General features: G+C 70.4%; 15 protein-coding genes. 5 read left to right on the plus strand and 10 right to left on the minus strand.

What is annotated here, in order from left to right:
• The first annotated feature begins 69 nt into the window (after positions 1-69).
• Positions 70-1266, plus strand: coding sequence for a glycogen synthase (gene glgA / locus AC5YDA_RS01935; RefSeq protein ID WP_496188214.1), 1197 nt, complete (start codon positions 70-72; stop codon positions 1264-1266).
• Positions 1267-1336: 70 nt separating this feature from the next.
• Here glgA and AC5YDA_RS01940 read toward each other — a convergent pair whose 3' ends face one another.
• The 4 genes from AC5YDA_RS01940 to dapE are packed head-to-tail and all read right to left on the minus strand — an operon-like array spanning position 1337 to position 3637.
• Positions 1337-1504, minus strand: a complete 168-nt coding sequence (locus AC5YDA_RS01940) for a DUF3117 domain-containing protein (RefSeq protein ID WP_131167178.1) — start codon at positions 1502-1504, stop codon at positions 1337-1339.
• On the minus strand, positions 1476-1805 hold the full coding sequence (locus AC5YDA_RS01945; protein WP_496188215.1) for a DivIVA domain-containing protein: 330 nt from the start codon (positions 1803-1805) through the stop codon (positions 1476-1478). The genes AC5YDA_RS01940 and AC5YDA_RS01945 overlap by 29 nt, the downstream gene beginning before the upstream one ends.
• Position 1806: 1 nt before the next feature.
• Positions 1807-2565: an LOG family protein gene (locus tag AC5YDA_RS01950; RefSeq protein WP_496188216.1), complete on the minus strand. Its 759-nt coding sequence runs from the start codon at positions 2563-2565 to the stop codon at positions 1807-1809.
• A 16-nt stretch (positions 2566-2581) separates the two neighbouring features.
• A complete protein-coding gene (dapE, locus tag AC5YDA_RS01955) occupies positions 2582-3637 on the minus strand; it encodes a succinyl-diaminopimelate desuccinylase (RefSeq protein WP_496188217.1) in 1056 nt (351 codons plus the stop codon).
• Positions 3638-3702: 65 nt separating this feature from the next.
• On the opposite strand from dapE, the gene AC5YDA_RS01960 reads away from it, so the two are divergent.
• From AC5YDA_RS01960 to AC5YDA_RS01970, 3 genes are all read left to right on the plus strand, one after another.
• Entirely contained in the window at positions 3703-4752 is a 1050-nt protein-coding gene (locus AC5YDA_RS01960; RefSeq protein ID WP_496192727.1) for an Rv0361 family membrane protein, read from the plus strand.
• A gap of 80 nt (positions 4753-4832) precedes the next feature.
• A complete protein-coding gene (gene dapD, locus AC5YDA_RS01965) occupies positions 4833-5768 on the plus strand; it encodes a 2,3,4,5-tetrahydropyridine-2,6-dicarboxylate N-succinyltransferase (protein ID WP_496188219.1) in 936 nt (311 codons plus the stop codon).
• Between the two features lie 8 nt (positions 5769-5776).
• The gene (locus tag AC5YDA_RS01970; protein ID WP_496188220.1) at positions 5777-6646 is read left to right on the plus strand and encodes a hypothetical protein; all 870 of its coding nucleotides are present in this window, start codon (positions 5777-5779) and stop codon (positions 6644-6646) included.
• 16 nt (positions 6647-6662) lie between these two features.
• Here the strand turns inward: AC5YDA_RS01970 and dapC are convergent, their stop codons facing one another.
• Positions 6663-7763, minus strand: a complete 1101-nt coding sequence (gene dapC, locus AC5YDA_RS01975; RefSeq protein WP_496188221.1) for a succinyldiaminopimelate transaminase — start codon at positions 7761-7763, stop codon at positions 6663-6665.
• A complete protein-coding gene (gene fdxA, locus AC5YDA_RS01980; RefSeq protein WP_496188222.1) occupies positions 7760-8080 on the minus strand; it encodes a ferredoxin in 321 nt (106 codons plus the stop codon). Before fdxA ends, dapC begins: the two co-directional genes overlap by 4 nt.
• 70 nt (positions 8081-8150) lie before the next feature.
• Between fdxA and AC5YDA_RS01985 the strand changes: the two genes are divergently transcribed.
• Complete coding sequence (locus AC5YDA_RS01985) at positions 8151-8705, plus strand: hypothetical protein (protein WP_496188223.1); 555 nt, start codon at positions 8151-8153, stop codon at positions 8703-8705.
• Between the two features lie 5 nt (positions 8706-8710).
• Here AC5YDA_RS01985 and AC5YDA_RS01990 read toward each other — a convergent pair whose 3' ends face one another.
• The 4 genes from AC5YDA_RS01990 to pulA form a co-directional block, all read right to left on the minus strand.
• Positions 8711-10477 carry a VanW family protein gene (locus tag AC5YDA_RS01990; protein ID WP_496188224.1) on the minus strand — a complete coding sequence of 589 codons (1767 nt, stop codon included), beginning with the start codon at positions 10475-10477 and terminating at the stop codon, positions 8711-8713.
• A 159-nt stretch (positions 10478-10636) separates the two neighbouring features.
• Positions 10637-12706 (minus strand): transketolase, encoded by a 2070-nt coding sequence (gene tkt / locus AC5YDA_RS01995; protein ID WP_496188225.1) that lies wholly within the window; start codon positions 12704-12706, stop codon positions 10637-10639.
• Positions 12707-12808: 102 nt separating this feature from the next.
• Positions 12809-14158 (minus strand): MFS transporter, encoded by a 1350-nt coding sequence (locus AC5YDA_RS02000; RefSeq protein WP_496188226.1) that lies wholly within the window; start codon positions 14156-14158, stop codon positions 12809-12811.
• A gap of 131 nt (positions 14159-14289) precedes the next feature.
• Entirely contained in the window at positions 14290-16959 is a 2670-nt protein-coding gene (pulA, locus tag AC5YDA_RS02005) for a pullulanase-type alpha-1,6-glucosidase (RefSeq protein WP_496188227.1), read from the minus strand.
• Between the last annotated feature and the right edge of the window lie 2 nt (positions 16960-16961).

Below are 16961 nucleotides of genomic sequence, written 5' to 3' on the forward strand. Positions count from 1 at the left end.
GTCACTCGTGCCCACGGCGGTCTGACCAGTTTTTCCTCGTCTTTCTTGGGGCTGTGACACGATCGGGCCATGCGCGTTTCGATCCTCACCCGTGAGTACCCCCCGTTCATCTATGGCGGCGCCGGCGTCCACGTCGGGCAGCTCGTCCCGCAATTGCGGAAGTTCACCGACATGGTCGACGTCCAGTGCATGGGCGAGCCGCGCGAGGGCGCGACCGCCCACGCCGAGAACTACCCCGAGGGAGCCAACGGGGCGATCCGAACGCTCGGCGCGGACGTCGCGATGGCTGCGGCGATCCCCGAGGTGGACGTCGTCCACGCCCACACCTGGTACGCCCAGTTCGCCGGCATCATCGCGTCGGAGTTCCAGGATGTCCCGCTCGTCGTGACGGCCCACTCGCTCGAGCCCGACCGCCCGTGGAAGGTCGAGCAGCTCGGCGGCGGCTACCGCGTCTCCAGCTGGATCGAGAAGACCGCCTACGAATGCGCGGACGCCGTCATCGCCGTGTCGGCCGCCATGATCAAGAACATCCAGGACGCCTACCCGTTCGTTGAGACCGAGCGCATCCACGTGGTGAAGAACGGCATCGATCCCGAGGAGTTCAAGCCGGACCACGACACCGACGTCATCGCGGGCCTCGGCGTCGACCTGTCGAAGCCGATCGTCACCTTCGTCGGCCGCATCACCCGGCAGAAGGGCCTCATCCACCTCGTCCGGGCGGCGAAGATGTTCGACCCGGACACCCAGGTGCTCCTGCTGGCCGGCGCCCCGGACACCCCGGAGATCGCCGCCGAGTTCAACGGCGCGTTCGCCGAGCTCAACGAGGCCCGCGGCAGCGGCGTGGTGTGGGTCCAGGAGATGCTCCCGCGCGAGGCCGTCCGCCAGGTGTTGACCCACTCGACCGTGTTCGCCTGCCCGTCGATCTATGAGCCCCTCGGCATCGTCAACCTCGAGGCCATGGCCTGCGAGCTGCCGGTCGTGGCGTCCGCGGTGGGCGGTATCCCGGAGGTCGTCGTGGACGGCGAGACCGGCCTGCTGGTGCCCTACGACCCCAAGAGGGCGGATGACGCGGAGTTCATCGCGAACTTCGAGCGGACCTTCGCCGACAGGATCAACACGGTCACCCGTGACCCCGAACTCGCCGAGAGGATGGGCAAGGCCGGACGCCAGCGCTGCATCGACGAGTTCAGTTGGGAGAAGATCGCCCAGGAGACCGTCGAGGTCTACCGGGCCGCCCAGGCCCGGCGCGCGGCACGCAGGGGCTGAGACACCGCACACAGCAATGTCCCCCGGGTCTGACGACCCGGGGGACATTGTTCGTTCGGCGTGGTGGTCGTCAGCCGACGACGCTCTTGAGTGCCTCGAGCAGCTCCGCTGCCTCGGTGGCATTCATCTCGATCACGAGTCGGCCGCCACCGTCCGCGGGAATGCGCATCGCGATGACGCGGGACTCCTTCGCGACCTCGATGGGGCCCTCACCCGTGCGGGGCTTCATTGCTGCCATGTTCTCCCTCTCTGCCAGACTGCGAGAACTCGCTGGGGTCCATTATCGCAGACGCTCCCCAAGGGTGTTCCAGCTGGGTGGCGAGGCGGCCCAGCAACTCGTCCACCTGCGCGGTCGAATACCCCCTCGTGGTCAGGGCGAACTGCACCTCGCGGAGGTCCCGGGCGGTGAGTTCCCCGGCGGGAAGGTCGAGCACCGGGGCGTCGTGGACGGGCGGCGGCATCTCGCCCAGGCGTCCGGAACCGGCGACCGCCGCGACGGCCAGCACGACCACGACGAGTGCGACGAGGAACCAGATCACGTCAGTGGCTGTTCATCTCGAGCTGATGGCCGTGCTCGACGATGATGGTGACCGCCTCCTCGACATCGTCGACGATGTGCAGCAGGTCGGCGTCCGGCTCCGAGATGTAGCCGTCGGCGAGCATCCGCTGCCGCAGCCAGTCGACCAGGCCCTGCCAGTAATCGCGGCCGAACAGGATGATGGGAAAGGACGTGATCTTCCCCGTCTGGACCAGGGTGAGCGCCTCGAACAACTCATCCAGGGTGCCCATGCCGCCGGGCATGACGACGAATCCCTGCGCGTACTTGAGGAACATCACCTTGCGCACGAAGAAGTAGCGGAAGTTGATCCCGAGGTTGACGTGCTTGTTCAGCCCGACCTCGAAGGGCAACTCGATGCCCAGGCCGACCGAGACCCCGCCCGCCTCGGAGGCACCCCTGTTGGCGGCCTCCATGATGCCCGGGCCACCGCCGGTGATCGTCGCGTATCCCGCCTGCGCCAAGGCTGCACCCAGCCGGACGGCCTCGGCGTACATCGGGTGCTCCCTGGAGGTGCGCGCCGAGCCGAAGACGCTCACGCCGCGCCCCAGCTCGGCGAGCGTGCCGAACCCCTCCACGAACTCCGCCTGGATCCGCATCACACGCCACGGGTCCGCGTGCAGCCAGTCCTCGCCCCGACGTCCCTGCAGGAGCCGTTGGTCGGTCGTGGTGTCCTGCACCTGCCCGGAACGGCGGATCACCGGGCCCTGCTGCCGGAAGTTCTTCCTGGACGTCTTGGTCACCGCAGCAGCCTAACCGTCAGGCCAGCCAGCGCAGGAGGGCTTCGTGGCAGGTGTCGAGGTCGGCGACGGGGCAGAACTCGTCATCGGTGTGCGCCTTGCCGGGATCCGCCGGCCCGAAGTTCACCGCCGGGACGCCGAGGGCCGAGAAGCGAGCGACGTCCGTCCAGCCGTACTTGGCGCGGGGCTCGCCCCCGACCGCGGCGAGGAACTCGGCCGCGGCCGGACGGTCGAGCCCGGGGCGCGCGGCAGGCGACTCGTCGGTGAAGACCAACTCGTGGCCGGCGAAGACCTCGGCACAGTGCGCCTTGGCGTCGGCGATGCTACGGTCCGGCGCGAAGCGGAAGTTCACGGTGATCGTGCAGCGGTCGGGGATGACGTTGCCCGCGATCCCACCCACGACGCCAACAGCGTTGAGCCCCTCGCGATATTCCAGGCCCTCGACCTCCACCGTGCGCGGGGAGTAGTCGGCCAGCCGCTGCAACAGGACGCCGGCGTCGTGGATGGCGTTGTGCCCCAGCCAACTGCGTGCCGAGTGCGCCGCCGCCCCGGTGGTGGTGACGTCGAAGCGCAGCGTTCCCTGACAGCCGCCCTCGATGTGGGCGCCCGTCGGCTCCATCAGGACCGCGAAGTCCCCCTCGAGCAGGTCGGGTCGGGTGCGGGAGAGACGCCCCAGCCCGTTCTTGACCGCCTCGACCTCCTCGTTGTCGTAGAAGATCCACGTCACGTCGTGGCGCGGCTCCACGAGCGCGGCGGCCGCCGCCAGGGCCACCGCCACACCCCCCTTCATGTCGCACGTACCGCGTCCGATGATGAGGTCGCCCTCGCGCCGGGAGGGCAGGTTGCCGGCGACGGGCACCGTGTCGAGGTGGCCGGCGACCACGACGCGGGTGGCCCGGCCCAGCTGCGTGCGGGCCACGACGGCGTCCCCGTCCCGATGGAGGTGCAGGTGGCGGTACCGGCCCAGGGCCTCGGCCACGGCGCCCGCCAGCGCGGCCTCGTTGCCGCTGACCGACTCGATGTCGGTGATCGCCATGAGCAGGGCGGGCAGGTCAGCGGTGAGGTCGAGTGCCATGGCGGACAGCCTAGTCCCAGCCCTTCGTGGCAAACTGGCACCTGATGATGACCTCAGGAGACGCCATGCAGCAGCCCGACGAGCCCACCCAGGCCATGCCGGCTTTCGAGGCGGACGGACCCGCCCCACGGGCCGACGACTCGGCCGGTTCCCGGACCGTCGATGACGCGCGTCGGGGCCCTCGCCCGTTGGTCTGGGCCCTGGCCGTCCTCCTCGTGCTGGCGCTCATCGGGGGCGTCGTGTGGTTCGCCGTGTCCACCACCCGCGCCAACCGCGAGGCCTCGATCCGGGACACGGCCACGGCGTACCTGACGGCGGTCGCCGAGGGCGACGCCGCCGCCGCGCTCAACCTCCTGGCCGAGAAGCCGGCCAACGTCGCCCTGCTCACCGATGACGCGCTGGCAGCGTCGAAGCAGGCCGCCCCCCTGACCGAGATCCGGGCCGGCGCCGTCGGCGGAGGCGACGACACCCCGACGGTCGACGTCTCCTACCGCCTGGGCGAGGAGGCCGTCTCCACGACGCTCAAGCTGACCGGCGACGGCAGCTCCTGGAAGGTGTCCGACGGCACCGGCGAGCTGGTCGTCCCCGAGCGCCGTGCGCTCACGGTCAACGGCGTCACCCTGACCGAGGAGAACAACCCGGTGTTCCCCGGCCGGTACACGGCCGCCCCCGTCAACGACCGGGTGAGGCTCGACGGCGAAACCGTCGGCACCATCGCGACGCCGGAGCAGGATCCCACGTCGCTCCAGGTGACCCCGGTGTTGTCCGAGGCGGGGCGTGAGGTGGTGCTCAACGCGGTCCGGACGCGCTACGACGAGTGCCTGGCGGCGACGGAGTCCCGTCCGGCCAACTGCCCCTTCGGCGTGTCGACCGACGGGGTCCAGGTCGCCGAGGGGTCGGTGCGCTTCACCGGCGTCAACAACCCCTGGGAAGGGTTCGCCCCGACGCTGGATCCCGGGGCGATGACCGTGGCCGGCAAGATCCCCTTCGAGGTCCGTGCCACCGCGACGGTCTCCCGTGGCGGCCTCAGCATGGACGCCACGACGGCGCTCCGGGGCGAGCGCGGCTACACCGTCGACCTGAACCAGGACCCGGCGGTCGTCAGCTGGTGGTGAGCCGGCCTTGAGTAGGCTGGGGCCGATGTGGACGCGGGCCGCCCGATTTCGGCCCACCGCCTGGACACGAGGAGACATTCATGATCACTGCTGCACGCCCCGCTTGGGGCTGGGGCCTGGCCACCACCACCGCTTCGGGTGACGTGCTGGACGTGTGGTACCCCTCCCCCGCCCTCGGGATCCCCGCCGAGGAGGAGACGGCCCCCGCCTCCCTGCTGACCGCCGTGATCGAGGACGACCTCCGCGGCGTCCGCACCGAGGTGGTCCGCACCGAGATCGACCTCGATGGCGCCCCGGCCTCCACGGCGGACGCCTACCTGCGGCTCCACCTGCTCAGCGCCCGCGTGTGCGCGCCGCGCAGCATCAACCTGGACGGCATCTTCGGCACCCTGCCGAACGTGGTGTGGACCTCCGCCGGCCCCTGCGCCGTCGAGGGCTTCGAGGACGTGCGTGCCGCGCTCCGGGCCGCCAAGGGCCACCTCACCGTGTACGGCGTGGACAAGTTCCCGCGCATGGTCGACTACGTCGTCCCCGCGGGTGTCCGCATCGCCGACGCCGACCGTGTCCGCCTGGGCGCCCACCTCGCGTCCGGCACCACCGTGATGCACGAGGGTTTCGTGAACTTCAACGCCGGCACGCTGGGTGCCTCGATGGTGGAGGGCCGCGTCTCGGCCGGCGTCGTCGTGGGTGACGGTTCCGACGTCGGCGGGGGTGCCTCGATCATGGGCACGTTGTCCGGTGGCGGCAAGGAGCAGATCTCCGTCGGCGAGCGCTGCCTGCTGGGCGCCAACGCGGGGATCGGCATCTCGCTGGGCGACGACTGCGTGGTCGAGGCCGGCCTCTACGTCACCGCCGGCACCAAGCTGACCCTGCCTGACGGCCGGGTGGTCAAGGCCGCGGAACTGTCGGGACAGGACGGGCTCCTCTTCTACCGTGACTCGGTGACCGGTGCGGTCTCCGTCCGCCCCCGCAAGGGCCAGACGGTCGAGCTGAACGCGGCTCTGCACGCGAACTGAGCGCGGTCTTGAAGGCGCTCCGACGAATCCTCGTCGCGCTGGTCATCACGAGCCTCGTGATGACCGGCATCGTCGTCGGCCTGTTCGCGGTGTACACCTGGAACAGGGAGCCCCTGCCCCTGTCGGACCAGTGTGCGGCGTCGGTGGCCGACATGACGGTGCCGGTGAGCCCCGAGCAGGCGGAGAACCTCTCCGTGATCGTCGGCGTCGCCACCCAGCGCGGGCTGGCACCCCGGGCGTCCACGATCGCCATCGCGACGGTGTACCAGGAGTCGGGCATCCGCAACCTCACCTACGGTGACCGGGACTCGCTCGGCCTCTTCCAGCAGCGACCCTCGCAGGGCTGGGGGACGCCGGAGCAGGTCCGGGATCCCTACCACGCCTCAGAGCGGTTCTACGCGGCCCTGGTCGAGGTGCCCGACTGGCGGACCGGCGATGTGAACGACGTGGCGCAGGCTGTCCAGCGCAGCGGACACCCCAACGGGTACGCCAAGCACGTGGAGAACGCCCGGCGTCTCGCCAGCGCGCTGACCGGGGAGACGCCGGCGTCCTTCTCCTGCCGTGTCTCCGACCCGCCCCCCGGTGACCCCGAGGCTCTGGCGACCTTCCTGGAGCGGACGCTGCCCTCCTCGAGCCGGGTGACCCGCACCTCGGACCGGGTGACCGTCAGGGCCGCGACCGAGAGCCTGGCCTGGTCCGCGGCGTCCCTCGCGATCGCCAACCACCACCGCTTCGGATTGGCCGGTGTCGAGGTCGCGGGGCGCTCGTGGACGCCCAGCCCACGCGACCTGGCCCCGTGGGTCGGGGAGCCGTCAGGAGGATCGACGGTCGTGATCCGGTTCGACGTGAAGCCGTCGCCGACGCCGTCCGGCCGCTGAGGGGCTTGGGGGCGCCTCAGCCGGCCAGCCTGGACGCTGCGGCGGTGATCCGCTCATCGGACGCCGTCAGCGCGATCCGGACGTGCTGGGCACCGGCCGGGCCGTAGAAGTCACCCGGCGCGGCCAGGATGCCGCGCTCGGCGAGCCAGTCCACGGTGGCGCGGCAATCCTCGCCCCGGGTGGCCCACAGGTAGAGCGAGCCCTCGGAGTGGTCGACGCGGAACCCCGCCTGCTCGAGCGCCGGCTTGAGCACCCGGCGCCGGGACAGGTAACGCTCCCGCTGCTCCACGACGTGGTCGTGGTCGGCCAGCAGGGCGACCATGACGTCCTGGACCGGTCCGGGGACCATGAGTCCCGCATGCTTCCGGACCGACAGCAGTTCCCCCAGCACCGAGGCGGAGCCGGCCAGGAATCCCGCTCGGAACCCGGCCACGTTCGAACGCTTCGACAAGGAGTGGGCGGCGATGAGCCCCTCGGTGGTGCCGCCACAGACCTCCGGGTGCAGGACCGAGACCGGTTCGGCCTCCCAGCCGAACTCCCCATAGCACTCGTCCGACGCGAGCACCGCGCCGACCGAACGCGCGGCGTCCACCCAGGCGCGGAGTGCGTCGGCCCCCAGGATGGCACCGTGCGGGTTGGCCGGCGAGTTGACCCAGATGAGCTTCGGACGCGCGGCGGCGGCCTCGGCCGGGTCGTCGGTGGCCAGTACCTCGGCACCGGCGATGCGGGCGCCCACCTCGTAGGTGGGGTACGCCGTCGTGGGGATCACGACGGTGTCCCCCGCTCCGATGCCGAGTTGGAGCGGCAGGTGCGCGACGAGTTCCTTCGTGCCGACCACCGGCAGGACGTTGGCGTCCTCGAGCGGGACGCTCCCCCACCGCGTCTCGAGGTACGTGCGGATGGCCCTTCTCAGCGCGGGGGTACCCCACACCGTCGGGTAGCCCGCCCAGCCGGCGGCCGCAGCGGCCAGCGCGTCCACAGCCAAGGGGGGAACCGGGTCGACCGGCGTCCCGACCGACAGGTCACAGACGCCGTCCGCATGCGCCCGGGCGCGCTCACGCGCCCCGGCGATGGTGTCCCACGGGAAGTCGGGCAGCCGGCCCGACAGCCCGGTCACTCGCCCTGGGGCGGAAGTGCGGCGACCAGCGGGTGGTCGGCTTCGATCTTGCCCATCTTGGCCGCGCCGCCCGGGGAACCCAGGTTGTCGAAGAACTTCACGTTGACGTCGTAGAACTCCGCCTGGTCGGCGGGGACGTCGTCCTCGTAGTAGATGGCCTCGACGGGGCAGACGGGCTCACAGGCGCCGCAATCCACACACTCGTCGGGGTGGATGTAGAGCATGCGGTTGCCCTCGTAGATGCAGTCGACGGGGCACTCCTCGACGCACGCGAGGTCCTTCACGTCGACGCACGACTGGGTGATGATGTAAGTCATCGAATACGCTCCTGACAGTTCCCTACGCTGGACTCAGTGCCCCACCATACAACGCCGGACAGGAGGTTCGATGCACGTGCCAACCGATGTGGTGGCATCTCTGCGACCGGCCCTCCGGGTGGGCGAGCGCGTCAGCCTCCGGGCACTCGATTCGGGCACCGCCCGCGAGGTGATCGGGTTCGTGACGACGTTGTCGGATGCACGGATCGGTGTGGTGGACCGGCGGGGCACCGAGCACGCCCTCGACCGCACGGACGTCGACGCGATCCGGCGGGTTCCGGTCGCCCTCGGCCGGAGGCCCGAGGCGACTCCGCGGGACCTGCTGGATGCACTGGCCGACCGCGCCCGGGTCCCGGGGACGGCTTGGGTGGCACGCATCTCGTCCCTGCTCGAGGGCCGGACGCCCCCGGCCGCGGTCCCGCCGTGGGGCGAGTGGGCCGAGATCGACGGCGTCCGGGTCCGCTTCGAGGGCGAGTGGGTGACGCTGCCCGGCGCGTCGGTCGACACGATCGTGGCGGCGGCCTGGTGGGCGACGCGGATGGGCGCCCGTTCCGTCCAGGTGCGCACGGAGGACGCGGGCGGCGGTGACGCGCTCGCCGAGGCGGGGTTCACCCCGCTCGGCTGACGACCTCAGCGCTCGATGCGGTCGGGCTTTGCGTTGGGGTTGGTGCACACCACCGGGGTGAGCGTGTTGTAGGTCCACTTGAAGGGCTCGGTCTTCACCAGCGCTCCGTTCTTGTAGAACAGGCGGTTGTAGTTCACCGTGAATCCGTCCTTGGCTTCCTGGGGGCTGCACACCGCGGAATCGTCCTCGATCGCGGGGCCCGGCGACTTCACGGCGCTCTTGACCGGCTCGGACGCCTTCACGTCGTAGATCTTGGTCGACCACACCCGCACCGTGACCTCCCACCCCTTGGGACCGTTCCTGGTAAACGCCTGCATGAGGACGCCGTAGTCGGTGTTGTTCTTGAACTTCATGTCGACGGAGTTGTAGTCCAGTGTGGCCTCGCGCCCCACCGGGTAGCGGCTGAAGTACAGCGAGTGGGGCTTGTGGTAGACGTCCTCCAGCCCAGCGAAGAAGATCGCGTTGAAGGTGGTCGTCGTGGTCTGCGAGATGCCGCCGCCCATCCGTTCGACCACGCGACCGCCGTCGATGGCGCCCCCGGCCTGCCAACCCCGGGCGATGGTGCGCGGGCCGAGCACCTTGTTCATCGAGAACGTTTCGCCCGGCTTGAGGAGGACGCCGTTGATCAGGCCGGCCGACTTGCCGATGTTGTTGATGCGGTAGGCGGAGCCGGGGAAGTAGGTCGTGAACTCACCCGTGACTTGCTTGATGCCCATCTTCACCGCCATCTCCGTCGTGAAGTCGGCCTTCTTCTGGGCGACGGTGACGGAGGCCTTGCGCTCGTCACCGGACTTCACCATCGCCTCGCGGACGACCTGGACGAGCTCCTCCTTGGCCACGCCCATGCCGTCGACGGAGGGGACGATGGTGGGCTTGCCGCCCTCGAAGGTGAAGCGGGCGTTCTTGGGTTCCTGGTGGCCAAGCCCGGCGATCGCGGTGCTGGCCTGCTCCATGAGGGCGTCGGCGTCCAGGGTGGCCCGGAGCGCGCCGTCGACCGTCTCGATGGAGAGGGACTGGGCGATCATGGCGGGCTCGATGGCGAAGGTCTTGTCGCCAGCGTTCATCGTGATCGGGCCGGAGAGAGCGGGGGTGATGACCTCGTCCAGGGTCCGCTGCGCCTCGGCGGTGGTGACGTCGGGCTCCTGCTCGCCGACGACGGCCTCGACCTCGGTGCTGTGGAGGTAGGCGGCCACCAGAGCGGCCTTCGTGGCCTCGGCGTCCACCTTGGTGCCGGCCGCCCCCTCGCTGAGTGAGGGCTTCCCGTCCACCATCGCCAGTTCGGCGTTGACCGGCTCCGTGTCCGCCAACTGCGCCAGCTCGGACGCCGTGGCGTCCAGCGCGGCCTCATCCCGCGTGACGACGGCGTCGTGGGGGCGGCCACCCGTCAGGTTCTCCCAGATGACCCGCGGGTCGAAGGACTTCCTGCCACCGGCGGCGGCCACGGACGCGTGGGCGTCCACCCCCAACCCGAGTTCGCTCGGGGACTTGGTGAGCAGGTGTTCACCCGAGTTCACGGTGATGGGAGCCGTCGAACGCCCGGCCAGTTCGGTGGTGAGCTTGTCCTCGGCCTCGCGGGGGGTCAGGCCGCCCACCTCGACGCCTTGGATGGTGGTCTTCGGAGCGAGCGTCTCGCCCGCCAACGCGTAGCCCGCACCGTAGCCGCCGCCCAGGAGCAGCACCGTCCCGGTGATGACGATGGCGGCAAGTCCTCCCCGACGCCTCTGGCGGGGCGCCGGGGCCGGGGTTGCGGTGGAGGGGGCGGTGTGGGTCATGCGCTCAACTTTCAAGGGTTCTCCCGACATGCTAGGTGAGCGGTGCCCCCGCGTCCGAATCACCGGTGGTGTTGCCGCACCCCCGGATGCACTTCCGGGTGGCAGAACCCCGAGAATTCTCGGGGTTCTGCCACCCGGAAATGTCACACGGGGGTCAGGTCAGCCGATCAGGGCCTTGGCCTTCTCCACGGCCGCCTCAGCGGTGATGCCGAACTCCTGGTACAGGGTCTTGGCCGCGGCGGAAGCGCCGAAGTGGTTGAGACCGATCGCCTCGGTGTTCGCGCCCAACAGGTCCTTCCAGCCGACCGTCGTCCCGGCCTCGATGACGACCTTCGGGAGGTCGGCGGGCAGGACCTCGGCCTGGTAGGCCTCGTCCTGTGCCTTGAACCACTCGACGCACGGCATCGACACGACGCGGGCCGGGACGCCGTCCGCCTCGAGCTGGGCGGCCGCCGCGACGGCCAACTCGAGTTCGGATCCCGTGCCGACGAGGACGACCTGGGGCTCCGCGGAGGCCTCCTTCAGGACGTAGCCGCCCTTGGCCACGCCCGTGGCCGGCGCGAAGCCGGAGCCCTCGGAGCGGTCCAGGGTGGTCACGTTCTGCCGGGACAGGATGAGCGCGGACGGCTTGTCCTTCGTGCGCAGGATCTGCGCCCACGCCTGGGCGGTCTCGTTGGCGTCGCCGGGGCGGACGACGTTGATGTTCGGCATGAGGCGCAGGCTCATCACGTGCTCGACCGGCTGGTGGGTCGGGCCGTCCTCGCCGACGCCGATGGAGTCGTGGGTCCAGACGAACACGGGGTTGACGTGCGACAGCGCGGCCAGGCGCGGGGTCGTCCGCATGTAGTCGGAGAACACCAGGAACGTGGCGCCGTACGGGCGGGTGAGCCCGTCCATCGCCATCGCGTTGATGATGTTGCCCATCGCGTGTTCGCGGATGCCGAAGTGCAGCGTACGGCCGCCCGGGCGTCCGGTGAAGTCGTGGCTGCTGCGATCGGCCGGGATGAACGAATCGACGCCCTTCATCGTGGTGTTGTTCGAGCCCGCGAGGTCGGCCGAGCCACCCCACAGCTCGGGGACCACGCCGGCCAGCGCGTTGAGCACCTGGCCGGACGCCGCGCGCGTGGCGAGCGAGCCGGCTTCGAAGACCGGGAGCGCGTCATCGAGACCGTCCGGGACCTCCTTCGTCAGGATCCGGTCGAGCAGTGCGGCCCCGTCGGGGTTGGCGTCGCGCCACTCCTGGTAGCGCGGCTCCCACTCGGCACGCGCGGCGGACGCGCGGTCTGCGGCGTTCTTGCGGGTGTACTCGACGACCGCACCGTCGACGGCGAAGGGCGTGTCCTCGAAGCCGAGCAGCGCCTTCATCGCGGCGATCTCGTCGCCACCCAGCTTCGACCCGTGGATGCTGTGGTCGCCGGCCTTGTTGGGCAGGGGCCAGCCGATGATGGTGGTGACCTTGATGAAGTGCGGCTTGTCGGTGACCTGGCGGGCCTTCTCGATCACCTCGAAGAGCTCTTCGACCTTCTCCTCGTAGGTGGTGAATCCATTGGTGAAGTCGACGTGGTGGGTGTCCCACCCGTAGGCCGCGTAGCGGGCCTCGACGTCCTCGGAGAAGGCGATCTTGGTGTCGCCCTCGATCGAGATGCGGTTGTCGTCGTAGAACAGGAACAGGTTGCCCAGGTTCTGCGTCGCGGCCAGGGACGACGCCTCGGAGGCGACACCCTCCTGCATGCAGCCGTCGCCGGCGATGCAGTACACGTCGTGGTCGAAGACCGACTCGCCCGGCGTGGCGTCGGGGTCGAGCATTTCGCGGACGCGACGGGCGCTCATGGCGAAACCGACCGCGTTGGCGACGCCGGCACCCAGCGGACCCGTGGTGCACTCGACGCCCTTGGTCACACCGAACTCGGGGTGCCCCGGGGTGATGGAATCCCACGTGCGCAGCGCCTGGAGGTCCTCCATCTCGAGCCCGTAGCCGGCGAGGTACAGCTGCGAGTACTGGGTGATGGAGCTGTGGCCGGCGGACAGCACGAAGCGGTCGCGTCCGAGCCAGCGGTCGTCGGCAGGGTCACCCTTCATGACCTTCTGGTACAGGAGGTACGCCAGCGGCGCCAAGGAGATCGCGGTGCCCGGGTGGCCGTTGCCGACCTTCTCGACGGCATCGGCGGCGAGCACGCGTGCGGCGTCGACCGCCTTGCGGTCCAGATCGGTCCAGGTGAATTCAGACATGGTCGAAGCATTCCTCCAGTCGACGGTCATGGGCAAGACAGGTGTCCGTTCGCGAGCCTATGCCACCGCCACGCGGGACGGGGGCGGTTGCCATCATGATTCTCAGGCCTCGTCGAGCGCGCGTCCCCGCTGCTCGGGTAGCAGCAGGGCGGCCCCGGCCGCGATCAGGAACGCCACGCCGAAGACGCTGAACGGCAGCGCGATGCCCCCCGCCGCCAACAGGACCGGGACGAACCACGGCGACGTGGTGATGATGGACGCGATGCGTCCGAACGCCGCCGCCGACCCGGTGCCCGTACCGCGGACACCGGTCGGGTACAGCTCCGGGCCCACGGCGTACAGGGCGCCCCAGGCGCCGAGGTTGAAGAAGGACAGCAGACACCCGAACACGATGATCAGGGTCTCGGTCGGGGCGAAACCGAAGCCGACCGCGGAAGCTGCCGAACCCAGCAGGAAGACCGCCAGCGTGACGCGGCGGCCCCAGACCTCGATGAGCCAGGCCGCGACCCCGTAGCCGGGCAGCTGGGCCAAGGTGATGATGAGGGTGAACGCGAAGCTCCGGACGAGCGGGAAGCCCCTGCCGACCAGCAGGCTGGGGATCCAGATGAACGCCCCGTAGTACGACAGGTTGATGCAGAACCAGACGATCCACAGCGCGGCGGTGCGCACGCGGTACCGGGGCGACCAGATGGAATCGGTCGCCATGGAGGCCTTGAACCCCGAATCGGGGCTGGTCACGGACTCGACGCCGGCGGCCTCCTCGTAGATCCGGACGGCGGCCTCGGCCTCGGCGACGCGCCCCTTCTTCTCGAGGAAGCGGACCGACTCGGGCAGCCGGAACCGGACGTAGAGGGCGTACAGGGTGGGCACGATGCCCACGCCCAGCGCCCAGCGCCACCCGTTCGCGTCCAGCGGGATGATGAAGTAGCCGATCAGCGCGGCCATGATCCAGCCCAGCGCCCAGAAGGCCTCCAGCCCCACGATGACACGGCCGCGGATCGCCTTCGGCGCGTACTCGCTGACCAACGTGGACGCCACCGGCAGCTCGGCACCCAGCCCCAGGCCGACGAAGAAGCGGAGGGTGGAGAGGATGGCGACGGCGGCCAGGATGCCCACGCCCTCGGGACCGGGCACCAGGGCCGACACCCCCGTGGCCAGCCCGTAGACCACCAACGTGAGGGCGAACACGGTGCGGCGTCCGATCTTGTCGGCGAGGAGGCCACCGAGCGACGCGCCGACGGCCATGCCGACGAAGCCGATCATGGCGATGTAGCCGAGCATGTCGGGCTTCATGCCCCACTGGGCGCCCAGGGCCGCCATGACGAAGGAGATCAATCCGACGTCCATGGCGTCCAGCGCCCACCCGACGCCGGAGCCCACCAGCAGCTTTCCGTGCTTGCGGGTGAACGGCAGCCGGTCCAGTCGCTCGGCGCGCGTCAGCATCTCAGCCATGGCCCCTCCTCGGGCGAGCCCCTCCCACGAGGGGACTCGGCAAGGGTAGGGCCTCGGGGCGGGGCGACGCCAGATCTTTCTAGTGCAGTGGACGATATTTGAGGCGGGGTCTGCACCCCGCCCGCCGGCCCTCACCAACGCTGGACGAACACCGCCGTACTCAGCCCCGGGACGGAGAGTTGACCGTCGTCGCAGCGCGCGGTCCGGACGAGGTCGTCCGCCCCCGTGGCCTGGACGGGGTGCAGCGAGCAGAGGCGCCCGAACAGGGGTGGTGCGATGTGGCGCACCCACCAAGGGTTGGCGTTGAACACCACCACGATCGCGGCGAACCGCTCATCGACGCGGACGCCCGCGCGGTCGTCGAGGACCATCACGACGACGCCGTCCCGCTGCGCCCACGATCCCGACAGCGGGAAGGACACCTTGGCGTGCACCTGGTCCGCGTCGGCGAGCCGGAACAGGCGGCTCGAGGCACGCAGCCGCAGCAGGTCGAGGCAGACGGCGTGGGAGAGCCGCATGTCCGCCGGGCTCGGCTTGAGGGCGGGGTCCGCCAGCAGCGGCTTCATGTAGACCCACTTGTCGGCGTTGTCGGCGGCCGGCGGCAGCCCGGCGCCGAAGCCATTGTCGGTGAGGGTGAAGTCGAGGTAGTTGAACCAGTCCCCCGAGGTGTAGGAGTTGCGATCCAGGGACTTGCTGCGGAGGAAATCCGTGCCCGCGTGCCACATGACGGGGCTCTGCCCCAGCGTCGCCACCGCCAGCGCCAACGCGTTGGCCCGGACGCGCTGCGCCATGGGCACGTCGTGGGGCAGCTTGAGGGTCAGCGCGTCGAAGAGCGTCTCGTTGTCGTGGGCGTCGACGTAGGTGATGACCTCGTCGGGCGCCTCGGCGTAGCCTGCCGCGACGCCGTCCTTGTACGGCACGCGGTCTCCGCGGATCGGACGCCGCGTCCGGGCGGAGGTGAAGGTGTAGTCGCGCAGGTTCCCGGCGAGACCGAGCTGGATGATGTCGGTGCACCCGAGGAGACGCTCGCGCTGCTGCGCCGGCGTCCCGTTGGTGGCGGCACCGTTCGGGGCGCCCGCCAGACCGGTGGCGAAGCCCTGACAGCGGGGGTCCTCGTCGAAGGGACCTCCACCGCGCACGGCGTCCCGGAGGCGATCCGAGAAGGTGGCGATCTGGGTGCCACCCAGCTGGCCCTGGGTCGCCTGGACGAAGCGGGCGTTCCCGGCCACCTCACCGAAGTCCCAGCCCTCGCCGTAGAGGGTGACCGCCCTCCCGTCGACGCCGTCCCGCTCGGGCGTGAGGGCGTCCAGGGCGGCGCGGACGGCGAGCATGTTGTCGCGGGTGTGGTGGCCCATGAGGTCGAAGCGGAAGCCGTCCACGCGGTAGTGCCGCACCCAGTGGACGACCGATTCGACCATGAGCTTGCCGGCCATCGCGTGCTCGGTCGCCACGTTGGGGCAGCATGTCGACCGGGCGACCGCGCCCGACCCGTCGAGACGGTGGTAGTAGCCGGGCACGATGCGGCCCAGCACCGACGTGCCGCCCTGCCCCTCCCCGTCGGTGTGGTTGTAGACCTGGTCGAGCACGACCAGGAGCCCCATCGCGTGCAGGGATCCGACCATCAGGCGGGTCTCCCGAACGCGGCCCGCCCCGTTGATCGCCTCCTCGCTGCACAGGGATCCCTCCGGGACCTGGTGGTGCCACGGGTCGTAGCCCCAGTTGAAGGCAGGGCGCTCGGCAGCGCGCACCGCTTGCTGCTGCTCGTGGGAGTCGGGTGCCGCCGCCTTGAGCGCGTCCCGGTCCGGGGCCGTGCGGCGACACGGGTCCTCCTCGACGGAGGAGTAGTCGAAGATCGGCAGCAGTTGCACTGAGGTCAGGCCGGCCTCGGCCAGGCGCCGCAGGTGGCGGGTCCCGTCGCTGTCACACGCGAAGGCGGCGAAGGTGCCGCGCAGGGCCTCCGGCACCGTCTTGTCGGCACGCGAGAAGTCGCGGACGTGCAGTTCGTAGACCACCTGGTCAACGGGGTGCCCGAGCCGGGGCGACGGGGTGTCGCGCCAGACCTGGGGTGCGATCTCGGGGTCGTCGAGGTCGAGGACGAGCGAGTGGGTCGAGTTCAGCGTCAGGCCGATCGAGTACGGGTCGGTCACCCGGTTCTCGACCACGCGACCGAAGGCGGGTGCGAACACCGTCACGGAGTACTGGTACCGGGCCCCCTTCCAAGTGGCGTCACCGCTGGCCGACCAACAACCGTCCGGCTCTCGGTGCATCGGCACCCGTTCGGGTGCGTCCTGCAGCGAACGTCCGACCTCCCACAGGAGCAGGTGGGCCGTGTGGGCCGTGGGTGCCCACACCCGAGTCGTCGGAGTCCCCTCCTCCCAGGAGACTCCCAGCCGGGCGTGCACCGCGTCCGGGTAGAGCGCGTCGAGGAGTCGCGCGAACTGGACGCCGCTGGCCTCGACGAGGAGCCCGTTGGGGTGGCGGGCCGTCACGACGACCTGACCGCGGAGGAGTCCACGCAGGTCCGGCACGGTGGGGACGGCGAGCGCGATCTCCTCGGCCAGGTGGGGGTGCTCCCGACGCAGGCCCTCGGACGGGGGTTCGGCTCTCGGCGTCAAGGGGATGGTCACCCACGGGACGGGCTCGCGCCGACCGGGGTCGACGCCCCCGTCCGGCGCGACGTGCAACATCCACTCGAGGTCGGATGCCAGGACGCCGGCCGGCAGTGCGGTGCGCGGCCACATGATCGTGCGCGGGTCCACCCAGTGCCCGCGCGCGAGGGCCAGGTCGCCGGGAGTCCGCATGG

The organism is Propioniciclava sp. LT294 (genome assembly GCF_059516005.1).